This window comes from Siccirubricoccus deserti, from assembly GCF_014283215.1.
GTDB classification, from domain to species: Bacteria; Pseudomonadota; Alphaproteobacteria; order Acetobacterales; family Acetobacteraceae; genus Siccirubricoccus; species Siccirubricoccus deserti.
In genome coordinates, this window is sequence record NZ_JACOMF010000015.1 from 14,501 (window position 1) to 30,900 (window position 16,400).

The 16,400-nt window shown below is 71.6% G+C and carries 14 protein-coding genes; 4 read left to right on the forward strand and 10 right to left on the reverse strand.

Annotated features, from left to right (window positions below; translation table 11 throughout):
* Positions 1–105 precede the first annotated feature (105 nt).
* From H7965_RS13815 to H7965_RS13830, 4 genes are read right to left on the reverse strand one after another with little or no spacing between them, the layout of a single operon-like run.
* Complete coding sequence (locus tag H7965_RS13815; RefSeq protein ID WP_186771171.1) at positions 106–1,308, reverse strand: pyridoxal phosphate-dependent aminotransferase; 1,203 nt, start codon at positions 1,306–1,308, stop codon at positions 106–108.
* Between the two features lie 55 nt (positions 1,309–1,363).
* Positions 1,364–2,164 carry an ABC transporter permease gene (locus H7965_RS13820; RefSeq protein WP_186771172.1) on the reverse strand — a complete coding sequence of 267 codons (801 nt, stop codon included), beginning with the start codon at positions 2,162–2,164 and terminating at the stop codon, positions 1,364–1,366.
* Positions 2,161–3,018, reverse strand: coding sequence for an ABC transporter permease (locus H7965_RS13825; RefSeq protein ID WP_186771173.1), 858 nt, complete (start codon positions 3,016–3,018; stop codon positions 2,161–2,163). Before H7965_RS13825 ends, H7965_RS13820 begins: the two co-directional genes overlap by 4 nt.
* Positions 3,019–4,116, reverse strand: coding sequence for an extracellular solute-binding protein (locus tag H7965_RS13830; protein ID WP_186771174.1), 1,098 nt, complete (start codon positions 4,114–4,116; stop codon positions 3,019–3,021).
* Positions 4,117–4,366: 250 nt separating this feature from the next.
* Here H7965_RS13830 and H7965_RS13835 point away from each other — a divergent pair, with 250 nt between their 5' ends.
* Genes H7965_RS13835 through H7965_RS13850 form a run of 4 tightly spaced genes read left to right on the forward strand, consistent with a single transcriptional unit; the run spans position 4,367 to position 8,261 of the window.
* Positions 4,367–5,020: a hypothetical protein gene (locus H7965_RS13835; RefSeq protein ID WP_186771175.1), complete on the forward strand. Its 654-nt coding sequence runs from the start codon at positions 4,367–4,369 to the stop codon at positions 5,018–5,020.
* Between the two features lie 53 nt (positions 5,021–5,073).
* Positions 5,074–7,527 carry a glycosyl hydrolase family 28-related protein gene (locus H7965_RS13840; protein WP_186771176.1) on the forward strand — a complete coding sequence of 818 codons (2,454 nt, stop codon included), beginning with the start codon at positions 5,074–5,076 and terminating at the stop codon, positions 7,525–7,527.
* A 28-nt stretch (positions 7,528–7,555) separates the two neighbouring features.
* Positions 7,556–7,858 (forward strand): hypothetical protein, encoded by a 303-nt coding sequence (locus H7965_RS13845; protein ID WP_186771177.1) that lies wholly within the window; start codon positions 7,556–7,558, stop codon positions 7,856–7,858.
* Positions 7,859–7,886: 28 nt separating this feature from the next.
* Positions 7,887–8,261: a phage tail fiber protein gene (locus H7965_RS13850; protein ID WP_186771178.1), complete on the forward strand. Its 375-nt coding sequence runs from the start codon at positions 7,887–7,889 to the stop codon at positions 8,259–8,261.
* A gap of 57 nt (positions 8,262–8,318) precedes the next feature.
* Here H7965_RS13850 and H7965_RS13855 read toward each other — a convergent pair whose 3' ends face one another.
* From H7965_RS13855 to H7965_RS13880, 6 genes are all read right to left on the reverse strand, one after another.
* Complete coding sequence (locus H7965_RS13855; protein WP_186771179.1) at positions 8,319–9,548, reverse strand: flavin-dependent oxidoreductase; 1,230 nt, start codon at positions 9,546–9,548, stop codon at positions 8,319–8,321.
* 4 nt (positions 9,549–9,552) lie between these two features.
* Positions 9,553–9,999, reverse strand: a complete 447-nt coding sequence (locus tag H7965_RS13860) for a cupin domain-containing protein (RefSeq protein ID WP_186771180.1) — start codon at positions 9,997–9,999, stop codon at positions 9,553–9,555.
* Between the two features lie 29 nt (positions 10,000–10,028).
* Positions 10,029–11,204 (reverse strand): ABC transporter substrate-binding protein, encoded by a 1,176-nt coding sequence (locus tag H7965_RS13865; protein ID WP_186771181.1) that lies wholly within the window; start codon positions 11,202–11,204, stop codon positions 10,029–10,031.
* A gap of 254 nt (positions 11,205–11,458) precedes the next feature.
* Positions 11,459–11,770 carry a putative quinol monooxygenase gene (locus H7965_RS13870; protein ID WP_186771182.1) on the reverse strand — a complete coding sequence of 104 codons (312 nt, stop codon included), beginning with the start codon at positions 11,768–11,770 and terminating at the stop codon, positions 11,459–11,461.
* A gap of 158 nt (positions 11,771–11,928) precedes the next feature.
* The gene (locus tag H7965_RS13875; RefSeq protein ID WP_186771183.1) at positions 11,929–12,825 is read right to left on the reverse strand and encodes a cupin domain-containing protein; all 897 of its coding nucleotides are present in this window, start codon (positions 12,823–12,825) and stop codon (positions 11,929–11,931) included.
* Positions 12,826–12,887: 62 nt separating this feature from the next.
* Complete coding sequence (locus tag H7965_RS13880; protein ID WP_186771184.1) at positions 12,888–16,400, reverse strand: AAA family ATPase; 3,513 nt, start codon at positions 16,398–16,400, stop codon at positions 12,888–12,890.

Here is a 16,400-nt window from a genome sequence, read left to right on the forward strand (position 1 = left end):
TCGAAACTAGCCTGCGGCCGCCCGGTATGGAAACATCCGGGGCGCGAATCACCGGCTCCGCGCCCTGGCGGGCTCCGCCCCCGGCCGGGGCGCGGAGCCCAGATTTCAGCGCAGCCCTTCGCAGAAGGCGCGGATGCGCTTGCAGGCGTCGGCCAGCGTCGCGTCGCTGGTGGCGTAGCTGATGCGGAAATGCCCCGGGTACATGAAGGCGGCGCCATGGACGCAGGCCACGCCCGCCTCCTCCAGCAGCGCGATGCAGAAATCCTCGTCGTTGGTGATGGTCTTGCCGCCGGCGGTGGTCTTGCCGAGGCAGCCCTGCATCGACGGGAAGACGTAGAAGGCGCCTTCCGGCTTGTGGCAGTAGAGGCCGGGCGCCTGGTTCAACTGCTCCACCATCATGTCGCGGCGACGCTGATACGCCTCGCACATCACGCCGATGAACTCCTGCGGCCCGGTCAGCGCCTCGACCGCCGCGGCCTGGCTGATGGAGGAGGTGCTGCTGGTGCTCTGGCTCTGCAGCTTGTCCATCTGCTTGATCAGCCCGACGGGCGCGCCGGCATAGCCGATCCGCCAGCCGGTCATGGCATAGGCCTTGGAGACGCCGTTCATGGTCACGGTGCGGTCGCGCAGCCGCGGCTCGACCTCCAGGATGGTCGCCGGGCGGAAGCCGTCATAGGCCAGCTTGCCGTAGATGTCGTCGGTGAAGACCCAGACGTCCGGATGGCGCATCAGCACGTCGGTGAGCTGCTTCAGCTCCTCGGCATTGTAGGCGGCGCCGGTCGGGTTGCAGGGGTTGTTCAGCAGGAACCACTTGGTCTTCGGCGTGATCGCCGCCTCAAGCTGCTCCGGCCGCAGCTTGAAGCCGCTGTTCTGGTCGCAGGCGACAATCACCGGCTTGCCCTCGGCCAGTTCGACGATGTCGGGGTAGCTGACCCAGCAGGGCGAAGGGATGATGACCTCGTCGCCCGGGTTCACCGTGGCGAGCAGCGCGTCGAAGATCACCTGCTTGCCGCCGGTGGCGACCAGGATCTCCTCGGGCTTGTAGTCGATGCCATGGTCGGCCTTGAAGCGGGCAGCAACCGCCTGGCGCAGCGCCGGGGTGCCGGAGACATCGGTGTACTTGGTGTCGCCCTGCTCGATGGCGGCGATCGCCGCATCCTTGACGTTGCGCGGGGTGTCGAAATCCGGCTCGCCCGCGGACAGGCCGATGACGTCTTTCCCCGCCGCCTTCAGGACCCGCGCCTTGGTCGACATGGCGATGGTCAGGGAGGGCGAGATGCGGTCGAGACGGTCTGCAATGAGCTTCATCGGGGGCCTGCGGTTTTACAGAGGGCGCGCACGCTACCCCCCCCTCCCCTTAGCTTCAACCCAACGGCGGCGGTTTACGGCGAATAAAGCAGGCGAGAACTCCGGCCGTCAGCATCGAGGCGCCGAGGATCACCACGCCCAGTGCATTCACCTCTGGCGTCAGCCCCATCCGCAGGGAGGAGAAGATCAGGATCGGCAAGGTTGTCCCGGCTGGCCCTGAAACGAAACTCGCCACCACCACATCGTCCAGCGAGAGGGTGAAGGCGAGCAGCCAGCCGACCGCCAGGGTCGGCAGGATCTGCGGCAGGGTGACAGTGCGGAACACCGTGCCGGGCCCAGCCCCAAGATCCGCCGCCGCATCCTGCAGCCTAGGGTCCAGCCGGGCGAGCCGCGCCTGCACCAGCACCGCCACATAGGCGAGGCCGAGGGTCGCATGCGCCAGCACGATGGTCCCCGCCCCGCGGTCCAGGCGCCACCCGGCCCAGGCTTCGGCAGCGCCCTGGATCACCACGAAGAGCAGCAGCAGCGAGAGCCCGGTCACCACCTCCGGCAGCACCAGCGGGGCGCCGGCCATGATCCCGAACAGCGCCCGGCCGCGGAACCGGCCCCAACGTGCCAGCACCCAGCCGGTGAGGCCGCCGAGCAGCACCGCGAGCGACGCCGCCCCGGCGGCGACGCGGAGCGACAGCAGGCTGGCCTCGATCACCCGCTCATTGCCGGCCAGGGCCGCGAACCAGCGCAGCGAGAAGCCGCCCCATTGGAAGGGAATGCGATCGGCGCTGAAGGCATAAGCGCCGAGCAGCAGGATCGGCAGCCAGAGGAAGGCGAGGCCAAGGGCCAGCAGCCAGCGGCTCATCGGGCCGCACCCAGGCGCTGGAACAGCCGGATCGGCACCAGCAGCACCGCCAGCAGGGCGAGCGACAGCGCCGCCGCCAGGGGCCAGTCGCGGTTCTGGAAGAACTCGGACCAGATCACCCGGCCGAGCAGCGGATCATCCGGGGGACCCAGCAGTTCCGGGACGACGAACTCGCCGGCCGCCGGGATGAAGACGAGCAGGAAACTGGCCGCCGCCGCCGGGACCGAGAGCGGCAAGGTCACCGTCAGGAACACCCGGCCCGGCGCGGCGCCGAGATCCGCCGCCGCCGCCTCCACCAGCCGGTCCCGGCGCATCAGCGCCACCGCCAGCGGCAGCACCGCGAAGGGCAGGTAGCTGTGCACCATGCCGGCATAGAGCGCCATATCGGTGTACAGCAGCCGCGCCGGCTGCTGCGCCAGGCCGAGTTCCAGCAGCCAGTGGTTGACCCAGCCGCCATCGCGCAGCAGCCCGATCCAGGCCCCGAGGCGCGGCAGCAGCCCGGTCCATATCGGCAGCATGACCAGCAGCAGCAGCGCGGGGCGCCAGCGCGGCCTGGTCTCGGCAATGCCGAGCGCCATGGGATAGGCCAGCAGCAAGGCCAGGGATGCCGAGACCAAAGCGACCGTTACCGAGCGGAGCAGCGCCCGGAGGTAGAAATCATCCTCGATCAGGATCAGGAGGCTTTCGCCGCTGCCCTGCCAGACCGGCGCGCCGCCCTGCCAGGCCAGGGGCGGATCGAAAGGCGGCACGCTGTCACCCACCGTCGCCAGGGCAATCCAGAGCAGGATCAGGACCGGCGCCAGGACCAGCAGCAGCAGCCAGCCGAGCGGCAGCGCCAGCAGGAGACGCCGCATTCAGCGGCCGGCCTTGAAGCGGTTCCACAGCCGGGACCGCGCCCGCTCCTCGGCCGGGGTCAGGGTGCCGGGCACGAAGGCATGGCGCAGACTGGCCTCCGACGGGTAGACGCTGGGGTCGTCGCGCACCGCTTCCGGCACCAGCGGCCGCGTCGCAGGGACCGCATTCGGATAGCGGACATGGCCGGTGATGGCGGCCATCACCTCCGGCCGCAGCAGGTAGTCGATGAAGGCATGCGCCGCATCCGGGCTCGGCGCATCCGCCGGGATGGCCAGCAGGTCGAACCAGAGATGCGCGCCAGCGCTGGGCGCCACATAGGCGATCTCCACGCCGCGCCCAGCCTCCCGCGCCCGGGCGGCGGCCTGGATGACGTCGCCGCTGTAGGTCAGGGCGACGCAGATCTCGCCCCGCGCCAGCATGTCGAGCAGCGTACCCGAGCCAGGGATGGCCCGCAGATGTGGCCGCACCGCCAGCAGCGCCTGCTCGGCGGCCCGCAGATCGGCCGGTGCGGCGCTGTCGGGATCGCGCCCGGCCCAGCGCAGCACGGAGGGCAGCACATCCGTTGCGCTGTCCATCACCGCCAGGCCGCAGCGCGCCAGCCGCGCCGCATTCCCGGGACGCAGCAGCAGGTCGAGCGAATCGCGCGGCGCATCGGGCCACAAGGCGCGCAGCGCATCGGTGCGAATGCCGAGTCCGACGGTGCCCCAGAGATAGATCGCACCATGGCGGTTGCCGGGATCGACCGCAGCGACCCGTTCCATCAGCGCTGGGTCGAGGTTGCTCCAGTTCGGGATGCGCGTCCGGTCCAGCGGCCGCAGCGCGCCGGCCCGCACCAGCCTGGCGAAGCTCGGCTCGCTGGTCGGGACGATCAGATCATAGCCGGAGCGGCCCGAGGATAGTTTTCCTTCAAGCGTCTCCAGGCTGTCGTAGACGTCGTAGCGGATGCGAATCCCGGTTTCCTGCTGGAACCGCTGGACGACATGGGGATCGATGTAATCCGCCCAGTTGTAGACGTTCAGCACCGGCTGTGCCCGCAGTGGGCTCGCGCCCAGCAGCAGCATGGCCAGCCAGAGGGCAATGGCACGGCGGTGCGGCATCGAATTCCTGGTCCAGCGAAGGTGGTGTGGAAGGGGAGAGTGCCGCTACCGGGGCATTCGCGCCAATGGTTCCGTAACTAGGATATTTTTCCTTGATTTCTGGAAATCATTCCAGTAGACCCACATCGCCGACGGCCGAACTGCGCCCGGCGACCTCCCCGCACAATCCGCGCCCTGCCCGCAGTGGCCCGCCCCGACGGCAATCGCCCCGGGCCGGCCGCCGCGCGCCGCCGCTGAGACGGAGATTCCTGTGCCCTTCAGCTCGGCCAATCTGACAGCCCTGGTCCAGGGCAATAATTTCACTCTCTGGCACTACCGCACCACGGACACCCGCTCCACCGTCACCGCGGCAGGCTATTTCGCGCAGGTCGCCGCCAATCTCCGCACCGGCGACCTGATGGTGCTGCAGGCTGCGGATGCGGTGGCCATGCTGCCGATCCGCACCGGCCCCGCCCTCGGCACCGGGGTGACGCTCGATGGCGCGGTGGGGCCGTTGAACACGGTGCGCGCCGTGGCCCACGGCTTCCGCTTCGGCCAGGTCGCCGCGGCGGTGGTCCGGACCATCGCTCTGGCGCCCTTCGCCGCCGGGATCGTCGCCGGCACCTCCATCCCGGTCTCGGCCACCGTGACCGGGTCGATCAGCGCGGTAGCCTTCAGCCTGCGCAACGGCAATGGCGTGCTGCTGCCGCCGGTGCAGACCATCGCGGTGGCGGCCGGCACGGCGGCCACGAGCTTCAACGCACCCGCCGTGGGCACCGGCTACCGCATCCGTGTGGAGGATGTCGCCGACCCTGCCGTTGCGGTGGTCTCCCGCAGCTTCAACGTCGGGCCCGACCTGCAGCTCATGCTGCAGGAGAGCGACGGCAAGCTGCTGTCCGAAAGCGGCAGCCCCCTGAAGCAGTAGCCGCGATCCCCGCCCTCCCCTCCCCGCAGTCGTACAGTCCGGAACGGAGCCCCATGCCCGACGCGAGAATCAGCGAGTTGCCGGTCGCCACAACGCTTGGCGACACGGACCTCGCGCCCCTGGTCCAGACCAGCGGCGCCACATCCGTAACCCGCCGCGCGACAGTCGCCCAGCTGCGCAGCGCGGTCCTCGTCGACCGTGGCGCGCATGTCCGCGACTATGGCGCCAAGGGCGATGGCGTCACCAATGATGCCCCGGCGATCCAGGCGGCGATCAACGATCTGAAGGCCAAGGGCGGCGGCACCCTGCATTTCGGCGCCCGCGTCTATCGCATCGCCTCGGCGATCACGATCAGCGATGCGACAATCCGGCTGCAGGGCGCCGGCTTCACCGAGGGCCCGGGCGCCGGCCAGGGCACCTGGCTGCTGATCCCGGCCACCGGCTTCACGCCCTTCACCTTCAGCGGCGTCTATACCCGCGGCTCGGCGGTGCGGGACATCGCGGTCCAGCAAATCCATACCGCGGCGCTCAACCCCTCCTGGGCGCCGAACGACTACGACTACGTATTCCGGGTGGAGGACAGCCTCGGCGGCGTCGATTTCGACAATGTCTTCCTCTGCAACATCAACCGCGGCATCTACTGCCGCAACTCCGGACGGCTCGACATCCGCCGGCTGCGCGGCCAGGTCTTCACCTGCGGCGTGGAGATCGATGAGTCGCTGGATGTCCCGCGCATCCACAACCTGCATTTCTGGACCTTCCTGACCTCGAACAGCGACGTCGTCCACTGGCAGCAGGCGCATGGCGATGCGATGATCTTCCGCCGCGTCGACGGCGTGTTCATCGACCAGGCCTTCGTGCTTGGCTACCGCAGCATGTTCCGCTTCGCCGCCTCCGCGGCGGGCAACACGACGAAGTTCTACATCGGCCAGGCTTACGCCGATTTCGTGCGATACGCGGTCTGGATCGAGGCGAACGGCACCGACGGCCAGATCGCCAACCTTACCTCGCAGAGCGAGGTCTTCGATGGCGGCGGTCCGGCCCTTGCCGGCTCGCACGGCATCTTCGTCAATGCCTCGAACACCCGCCTCCAGGTCGCCAACCTCCGGGTCGACGCCGTCGAGGAGAACCCGATCCGGGTGGCCGGCAGCGGCAACCGGCTCGACCTCTTCGCGCTGCGCTGCGTGCGCTTCAACAGCCAGAACAACGGCGCCGCGGCGATTCACCTGGCCGATTCGGGCGCGGCCACGCCAAACACCGTCCATCTCGGCTCACCACCGCTGCTCGAGCAGAGCAACAGCGCCCCGGTCGTCAACAGCGGCAGCAACGGCATCCTGGCGGCCGGCGCGCCGGCCGGCCGGGCGGCGCGCCCCGGGCTGATGCTGGGCAGCACCGATACCGGGCTGTTCCTGCCGGCCTCCGGCAATCTCGCCGGCGCCGCTGGCGGCGTCGAGGTGCTGCGCGCCACCTCGGCCGGCAGCGTCACGCTCGGCGCCACGCCGGGCAGCCATGCGCTGGAGGTGGCGACGCCGCTCGGCACCGCGAACCGCCTGCTCATCAGCGGTGGTGGCACCGGGGCCCCGGTCACGCTGCAGGCACAAGGGGCCGACGCGAGCATCGGCATCACCCTGACACCCAAGGGCGCCGGCGTGCTGCGGGTCAACACCAGCGGCAGCGGCAACAGCGCGCGCATCCAGGGCGGCGCCGCCGGCACCGCCGTCGCCTTCGGCGCGGACAGCAGCTCGGTCGACAGCAACGTCACCGTCTCGCTGGTCAGCAAGGGCAGCGGTGCGCTGGCGGCAACCATCCCGGACGGCTTCGTAAGCGGCGGCCAGGCACGCGGCGCCAATGCCGTGGACTGGCAGCAGAGCCGGAGTATCAGCGCGCATGTGGCGAGCGGCAATGCCGCGGTGATCGGCGGCGGCCAGAACAACACCGCCGGCAGCACGAACAGCGTGGTCGCCGGCGGCAACACCAATGCAGTGACGGCCGGCGCTGGCTGGATCCCGGGCGGCCAGCAGGCGGCGAGCCAGTCGAATGTCCATCGCGGCGCCTGGTCCGCCGGGCGCTTCACGTCGAATGGCGATGCGCAATCCGGCGAGTTCGTCCTGCGCCGCCAGACCACCGATGCCACGGCCACCCGGCTGACCGCCGACAACAGCGCGCCGAGCAACCAGAACACGCTCAACCCGCCCAGCACCGGCAGCTATCTCTGCCGCCTCATGGTGCTCGCCCGGCAGACCGGCGGCGGCGCCGGCACGGCGGGCGACAGCGCGGGCTGGACCGCCGAGGTGCTGGTGAAGCGGGGCACGAGCGTGGCGACGACCACGCTGCTCGGCGGCGGCGGTTCAATCGCCCCCACCCTCAACGATGCCGCGGCCGCTGGCTGGCGGCTGGGCCTCGCGGCCGACACCAGCAACGGCGGCATCGCCGTCACCGTCACCGGCGAGGCGGACAAGGCGATCAACTGGGTCGCCCGCGTGCTGTCCGTGGAAACCGTCGGCTGATCATCCTTCTGACAAACGGGAGACCCTCATGGCCCTGCAGAAACCCATCGAGATCCGCAACACAGGGCTGGTCGCCGCTTACTGGCGCCTGACCCACACCCAGGCCGACCACATGGCCGGGGTGATCGAATTCCGGCTGCACGGCTACCCCTCTGCCGAGGCCCGCAGCGCAGGCAAGGCGCCGTTGCCGGCCATCGCCTACCGGCTGACCCCGGCCGACCTCGGGCTCGAGACCACCCATTCGGTGCCCACCGCCGCGCTCTACGTGGCAGCCCGGAGCCAGCCGGCCGAGGATGGCCAGGTCTGGTTCGCCGACGCCACCGATTGCTGAGCCGCGGCTCACGTTTACGGAGAGAGCCATGCCCGATCTGACCGACTATGCGAAGAACCTGCTGGGCCGGGCCCTGTGCGCCCGGTCCCCTGCCCTGCCCGGGCAGGTCTATCTCGGCCTCGGCACCGGCGGCAGCGATGCCACCGGCCTGGTCGGCGAGCCGACCAGCAATGGCTATGCGCGCCAGCGGGTGACCTTCAGCGGCACCGGGGCCCAGCAGAACACCGGCGCCATCCGCTTCACCTTCACCGCGGCCACCGGCACGCTGACGCATGTCGGGCTGTTCGATGCGGTGACCGGCGGCAATCCGTTGACCTGGTCGGCGCTCAGCCAGGCTGCGGCGGTGACCGGCGCGGGCACGGTGACGATCAACCCCGCCGGGCTGGTGCTGACCGCGAGCTGAGGCACCGGGCGCCACATGAAAGGGCAACCTCCGCCGAAGGGTGGAGGTTGCCCGCGCCTACCGGGCCGCCTGCCCACCTAGCGCAAAGCCGGCGGCCGCGGCGTAGCGCAGGCCGATCTCCGCCAGCTCCGCGGCGCTGATCACCGCCTCGATCCGGGTGAATCCCTCCGGCGCCCGGGCGCTGACGATGTCGAGCACCCGCTCGGGCCCGCCCCGCCGGTTGCTGAGCACGATCTCGGTGGTCCGGGTGCGGCGCTCGGCCTCGTACCGCTCCAGCGCCTGCGGTGCCGGAAGCGCCTCCAGGCAGCGGGCAAGACAGCGGGCATCGAGGATCGCCTGGGCGGCGCCATTGCTGCCGGTGGGATACATCGGATGCGCCGCGTCACCAAGCAGGGTCAGCCGGCCCCGTGTCCACCATGGCAGCGGGTCGCGATCCGCCATCGGGTAGACGAAGATCTCCTCGGTCGCCGACACCAGCGCCGCGACGTCGAGATCCGGCACCTGGAAGCGCACCAGCCCGCGCAGCGCATCCTCGTGCCGGCCACGACGCGACCAGTCCTCGCGCGGCGGTGGTGGCGCCCCTTCGGCCTGGCGGATGCCGAGCGCCCAATTGGTCAGCCGCGTCTCCGGCGTCGTCCCGGGTGCGATCGGGTAGAGAACCAGCTTCTCGTTCATGTCGCCGGCGACCATCATGCTGTCGCCGCTGCGCCAGACCGGCCATTCCGTGGCGCCGCGCCAGAGGATGATGCCGGTCCAGCGGATGCCGCCGTCCTCCGGATGCAGCGCGGCGCGCAGGGCCGAATGGATGCCGTCGGCGCCGACCAGGATGTCGCCGCGCGCCTCGACCGGGCCGGCGGCGGTGGCGAAGCGGGCGGTGACGCCTTCGGCATCCTGGCTGGCTCGTTCCAGCCGGTGGTCGGTCAGCACCGCGCCCTCGCCGAGCCTCTCCCGCACCGCCCGCAGCAGCACCGCCTGCAGATGGCCGCGATGGATGCTGAACTGCGGCACCGGATGGCCGGCATGCATGCCGCGCAGCTCGGACAGGATCTCCTGCCCGAAGCGATTGGCGTAGGTGAGTGTCCGGGTACGGATCGCCACCGCATCCAGCGCCGGCAGCAGGCCAAGGGCTGCCAGCTCCGCCACCGCATGCGGCAGCGCGTTGATGCCGACGCCGAGCGCCCGCACCTCGCGCGCCGCCTCGAAGACGGTGCAGCCGATGCCGCGCTCATGCAGCGAGAGGGCCAGCGCCAGCCCACCGATGCCGGCTCCCGCGATCAGCACCCGCACGGGTTCAGCCCGGCGGCGGCAGGAAGGTCACCTCGTAGTCCGCGGCGATGCGCACCACCTCGGCCGGGTCGGGCACGCCATCGATCCGGGTGAACAGCTCGTAGAGGCCGCGGGACGGCGCCACCCAGAACAGCGCCCGGACGGGGGCGGCACTGCGGTTGAAGATGCCATGCGGCACGCCCATCGGCATGCAGACTAGGTCGCCCGCCTCGGCGAAGCTGTCCTTGCCGTCGAGCATCAGTTCGAACCGGCCTTCCAGCACGCGGATGTATTCATCCTGGGTGGGGTGGACATGCGGCGGCACGAAGGTGCCGGGCGGGAACAGCGTGTCGAAGGCGAAGGATGCCTCCGAATGCTGTACCGGTCGGTAGGTCTGGCCAAGGATGTTCCAGACCACGCCATCGATGGACTGGCCGGCGCGCATCACGCCGCTTGTAATGGCAATCGTCATCACGTCCTCCTGTTCTGGCCGGCCGCGCCTCAGCGCATCCGGCATTCACCGGCCCAGGGATCGACATCATCGCGCAGCACCTTGCGCAGCGTCTCGGTCTGGAACTTGCCGTCCGGGCGCTTGGCCACCTGGCAGAGCCAGAAATCCTGCACCGGGTAGTGATTGGCCCCAAAGCGGAAATTGCCGCGCACCGAGGCGAAGTCGGCCGCCCGCAACGCGGCCCGCAGCGCGTCCTTGTCCTCGGTGTTGCCGCCGGTCTTCTTCAGCGCGCTGTCGATCAGCATCGCGGCGTCATAGGATTGCGCGGCATAGGAGCCAGGCACGCTGCCGAAGGCGGCTTCGTAATCGGCGACGAAGCGGCGGTTCGCCGCATTGTCCATGTTCGGGGCCCAGCTCGCCGCGGAATAGAAGCCGAGGGCGGCATCCTGCTGCGCCGGCAAGGTCGCCTCGTCCACCGTGAAGGTCGACAGGAAGGGGATGTTCTGCAGCCCCGCCTGGCGGTACTGCCGCACCAGGTTCACCCCCAGCCCGCCAGGCATGAAGGTGAACAGGCAATCCGGCTTCGCCGCAGCGATGCGCGCCAGCTCGGCCGAGAAGTCGAGCTGGTTGAGCGGGACGAAGCTCTCCTCCACCACCTCTCCCTTGAAGCGCGACTTGAAGCCGGCGACCGCGTCACGCCCGGCCTGGTAGTTCGGCACCAGCACGAAGGCCCGGCGATAGCCGAAATCCTGCGCCGCCTGGCCCATGACACTATGGACCTGATCGTTGTTGTAGGAGGTGACGAAAAGGTAGGGGTTGCAGCCGCGGCCGGCGAAGGTCGAGGGCCCGGCATTGCTGCTGATGAGGAAGGTGCGGCTTTCGGTCACCGGCCGCGCGATGGCGCCAAGGATGTTGCTGAACACCACCCCGACCACGAAATCGACCTTGTCCCGCTCCACCGCGGCGCGGACCTTCTGCACCGCGACCTCCGGGCGCAGCTCGTCGTCGATCACCTGCACCTCGACCGGCCGGCCGCCGGCGCGGTTGCCGAGGTGGCGCACGGCGGTGGCGAAGCCGTCCCGCAGCTGCGCGCCGAGCGCGGCGGCAGGCCCGGTGAGCACCGCGACGACCGCGATCTTCACCGGCGCCCCCTGCGCCCGTAGCACCGGCGGTGCGGCAATGGCGAGCGGCAGGGCAAGGGCGGCGCGGCGGCGGAGCAGGGTCATGGCGGCAGCATCCCAGGCTAGGTCAAGCGGCAGTGGACGTCGGTTGTCGGAACGTATCATACAGGAAGCGCGTCCGGCAGCAGCCCACTCGCCTCCCCGAATGCCGGAGGTCGCCATTCCATCCCGCGGCCGCCGGGCCGCCCGGCGGCGACGCGGGATCCGCGTGCCGATGCCTCGGCCCCGTAACCGCCGGGCCCGCGCCCTGGTTCAGCCATGGGATGCGGCGGCGCGGCGCCGCCAGCCGCGCCGCGGGGTCAGCCCGCCGGCGACAGCACGTGGATCACCCGGCTGGCGATCAGATCCTTGGTCTTCGCTGCATACTCCGCCATGTGCGGCGCCGCGGCATGCGCCTTCAGCGCCTCCGGGCTTTCCCATTTCTCGATGACCAGGAAGGTGTCCGGCCCGAAGGGGGTCTGGAAGCGGCCGATGCCCTCGGCATCGATGGCCGGGCCGTATTCGATGCAGCCCTGCTCGGCATGCACCGCCGGCATGTTGGCGCGGAACGCCGTCAGGATCTCTTCCCGCTTGCCGGGCTTGGCGGTGATGATGGCGATGACATGGATCATATGGGTTTCCTCCTCGTTGCAGCAGGCCGCGCCCATTGGCGCAGCCCTTTCCTGGCGCAGCGTCCTGCGCAATACAGCCGATGCTGGCCGAAGCGCTCTGGCGGTGACTGGCGAGGGTTGCCCCGCAGCCATTGGCGGCAAAGCGCAGCGATCAGGCTTTAGTCGACCGCCTCATAGGGCTGTCGCTTCACCCGGTCCATGTTCATGCCCTCGATCCGCAGCAGCCGCGTGGCGCCGTCGCGCCGTGGCGAGTGCAGCACCCCGGGCTCGTACAGATAGGCATCGCCTGGGCGCAGCACGTAGTCGTTCTTGCGGCGTGCCTTGCCCGGCTTGCCGTCTTCCGGCCGCGCCAAGCATTCCCAATCGGTCATGATGGTCTCGCCTGCCGCCTGGCCATAGATCGCCCAGGACGGGCCGTGGTCGTGCGGGCTGCTGCTCTTCGCGCCGACATAGGCGTGAGCGAGGATGGTGAAGCCGAGGTCGGGATCCTCGTACAGCACCTTCCGCTCGGGCGTGCCTTCGGGGATGGCGGCGGCGACGAAGGCCGGGTCGCGTAGCGCCTCGCGGACCATCTCGGCCACCTTCTGACGGCCGGCGGTATCCGGATGGGTGCGCAGCACGTCATGGCATTGCGCGGCAAATTGCTCGACCGACATGGGCATGGGTTCGCCCTCCTTTCCCGTGGGCGCAATAGCAAGCGCGTCCGGCGCGCGGCTGTCAAACCCATCGGCCGGCCTGTCCTTCCGCATGGGCCGGCCTACCAGCGGCCGGTCCGGGTGGCGGGCCGGGTTGCGCGGCCGGCCGCGCGGATCGCAGGCCATCATCAGCCGCGCCGGCAGCCCGGACAGGCTGCGCTGCGCCGCCGAGGGCGGCAGCGAATAGCCGGCGAGCAGGATGGTCACGCACCCCGCCGAATCCCCCAGGGTGACCCGGCCCCGATCCCCCGCCTTGCCGGTGCCGAAGGGCCCCGGCTCTTCCACCAGCAAGGTCGCCAAGTCGCCGGCTTCCCAGATGATGACAAAGGGCTCGCCATCGGCGTGATAGCCGATCTTCATCCGCGCCTCGCCGTCGGTCGGACATGGACGATGCACCGCCAGTGGTTATCGGCCGGTGAGGATCAGCCCAGCGCCGGCTCCGGCGCCACCAGCCGCTGCAGCGCCACCGCGCCGGGCGGCAGCCGCCCCGCCAGCGCGACCAGATGCTCATGATGGGTCAGCACGATCACCTGCACCTTGTGGCTGAGCTCCAGCAGCGCCTCGAAGGCCGCCAGGGCGCGGCCATCATCGAAGGTCTGCAGGATGTCGTCGGCAATGAAGGGCAGCGGCGGCGCGCCCGCCAGGTGATCCTCGATGGCGATGATCCGCAGCGCCAGGAAGAGCTGGTCGCGCGAACCTTCGGACAGCGCCGCCACCGGCTTCGGCACCGCATCCGGCGGCTCCACCACCGCCAGGCGGATTTGGCCGCCTTCGGCTTCCTCGGTCACCACCCGCTCTATTGCGCCGCGGGTCAGCCGGCGGAACACCCGGGTGATGCGTTGCAGCAGCAGCGGGCTGTCCATCACCTCCACCGACCGCAGCGCATCCTCCAGCAGCCCGCTGGCGACCTGCAGCACCAGCGCCTCCTCCAGGGTGCGGCCGAGCAGCGCCACCGCCGCCTGCTCATCCGCCTTCGCATCCACCGCGGCGACCGCCTGCTCCCGGACCCGGATCGCCTGGCGGATGCTCTGGACCTCGCCCGCCGCCTGCTCCGCCGCATCCTGCGCCGCCGCGGCAGCCTCCCGCGCCGCCTCCAGCGCCTGCGGCAGGGTCTCGGCCGGAACGGCGGCGGCCTCGGCCGCCAGCGCCGCCTCGCCCAGCCCGTCGCCCGCCTCGCGCAGCGCGACGGCGGTGCGCGCCAGGGTCTGGGCCTGCTCCCGCCGCTGCGCCGCCAGGGCGAGGCGCACCTCCGCCTCGGGCTCCGAGCCGGCGCCGAGCAGCGCGAGCACCACCCGCCACTCCGCCTCCGCCGCATCCAGCGCCGCCGCCCGCGCCGCTTTCGCGGCCTCCGCCTTGTCGAGCTGGCCGTGCAGCAGCGCCTGTTTCGCCGCCGCCTCCTGTGCCGGAGCCAGCCGATCGCGCAGCGCGCGCAGGGCGGCATAGGGGTCGGGCTCCGGCGAGCCGGACGGCAGCCGGGCGAGCAGCGCCAGTGCCTCGGTTTGGAAGCCCTCGACCAGCAGCCGGTCGCGCCGGGCCGCCGCGGCATCCGCCGCCGCCTGCTGCACCGCCGCCGCCAGCGAGTCGAGCAGATCGAGCACTACCCGGGTCTCGGCCGGCGCCTCCCCGGCCGGGCGGCCGAGCTTTGCCAGCGCCGCCTCCCAATCCGCGGCCCAGGCGGCGCGGCGCTGCGCCGCGGCCTCCGCCTCCACCTCCGCCTCGGCCAGTTGCCGGGCGAGGTCACCGACCGTGGCCTCCTGCCTCGCCCGTTCGGTGGACTGCGCCCGCGCCGCATCCAGCCGCGCCTCGGCAGCATCCAGCAACACGGCCAGCGGCGCCGCCGGCCGGTCGAGCACCGCCGCCAGCCGGGCCGCCCAGCCCTGCTGCCGGGCCAGCAGGGCAGCGGCAGCGGCCTCGGCCGTAGCCAGCGCCTCCAGAGCCGTCACCACCCGGTCGCGGCCGGCCAGCAGGCCGCGCAGCTCGGCAAGGCTGGCGTCGGCTGGCAGGCCGAGCGGCGCGCAGGCCTCGGCCCAGGCGGCGGCGGCGGCGCGCCACTCCGCCTCGGCCGCCGCCAACGCCGCTTCGGCCGCCTGGCCGCGCGCGGCGAGGCCGGCCGCCTCGGCACGGATCGCCTGTGCCTCGCCCAGCCGGGTCGCCTCGGCGGCGATGCTGTCGGCCAACCCGTCGGCATCGCGCAGAGCCCGGTCATAGGCGAGGTCGAGCGCCTCGGCGCCGGCGAATTCGGCCACCGCCTCGGGCGCCGGCGGCGTCAGGGTGAAGGCAAGCTGGTGGATCAGCCGCCAGCCCGTGTCGCGGTGCCGACGCGCCCGCGGCAGCGCGCCATCCTCCGGCAGGGCGGCGCGGGCCTGCAGTTCCGCCAGACGGCGCGCCGCATCCGCGGCATCGGCCAGCGCCGCGTCCCGCGCCTCGGCCGCCGTTCGCCGCCGCGCCTCCGTCGTCGCCAGGGCCGCCGCCGCCCGCTCGAAGGCCGAGAGCGGCGCGACGGGCAGCGCGCGCAGCACCTCCGCCGTGCCCGGCCAGGGCGCCGCGCGGGCCAGCGCCGCCGCCACCATGGCCCGGGCTGTCTCGACCGCGGCCTGGGCGGCGATGGCGGCCGCGGCCGGCTCGCCGGCCTCGCGGATCTCCCGCAGCAGCCGTTGCAGCCCAGCCTCCGTGCCATCGGGGGGAAGCGTGGCCAGCGCCGCCTGGGCCTCGGCGAGGCGGTGCCGCAGCACCGCCACCCGCTCCGCGGCCTTGGCCACCGCCGTCGCCGCGCCCTCCGCGGCGCCGATCAGCCCACGGGCAGCGACGCTGTCGGGGGTGGCCGGCAGCAGCGCCGCGGCCTCGGCCGGCGAGTGGTCGGCGCCGATCTGCCGCAGCAGGCCGCGGATGCGCGCCTCGGCATCAGCCAGCGCCGCCTCCAGCCGCGGCAGGCCGGCGGCGGCGCGTTCGGCGGCACCAAGTTCCTCGGCCAGCCGGGCAATCGGCTCCGCCTCGGCCAGCAGCGCGCCATCGGGCACCACGGCACCGAGCTGTTCCGCCAGCCCTCGCCGCTGCCGCTCGGCTGATTCCAGCTCGGCCATGGCCAAGGCTCGCGTCTCGCGGGCGGCGCGGAAGCGCGGCGCCAGCGCCGCATCCAGCACTGGCGCACCGGGGTTGGCGGCAAGCCAGGCCCGCGCCTCATCGGCCTCGGCCAGCAGCGGGCGGACCCGGCGGATGCGTTCCAGCCGGGTGATCGCGGCGCCGGCAGCCTCCGCCTCGGCCCGGGCGGCGATGCGGCGGGCCTCGGCGGCGGCGGCGGCCCGTTCCTGCTCCAGCCATTCCTTCGGCTGCCAGATCTCCTGCTTCAGCCGCCGCTGCGCCTCCTGCAGCGCGTCCAGCCCCCTGTAGAAGGGCCGGGTCTGGCTGCGGCGCAGCGGCGCCGCCTTGTCGCGCTCCGCCGCCAGCCATTCCTTCAGCGTATGCGCCTCACGCAGCCCGCCGGCCGCGGCCAGCAGCGCCTCGCCCAGCGCGCCGTCGGATTTCAGCAGTTCCTCGCCACCCTGGCGCAGCCGGTCGGTGCCGAGCACGAAGAGGCGTTCCAGCATCGGCTGGTCGACCTCCCCGAGCAGCGGACGCAACACCTCGGGCGGCAGCGGCGCGCCATCGGCGTCGATCAGCGTGTTGCCCATGCCCTTGCGGCGGCCGAAGCGCAGCGTCGCACCACTGCCGTCCACCGCCTCGGCGAACAGCCGCATGTTGGCGTAGCCATGACGGAAATCCATCGGGGTGCGTGCCGGGATGCCGTAGAGCAGGTCGCAGATGGCGCGCAGCAGCACCGATTTGCCGGCACCATTCGGTGCGGCGACCAGGTTGATGCAGCCGGGGCGCGGGTCGAACGCCAGCCGCATCCGGTCGAAATTGCCGTAGCGCTGGACCTCGAAAGCGGTGAGCCGCAT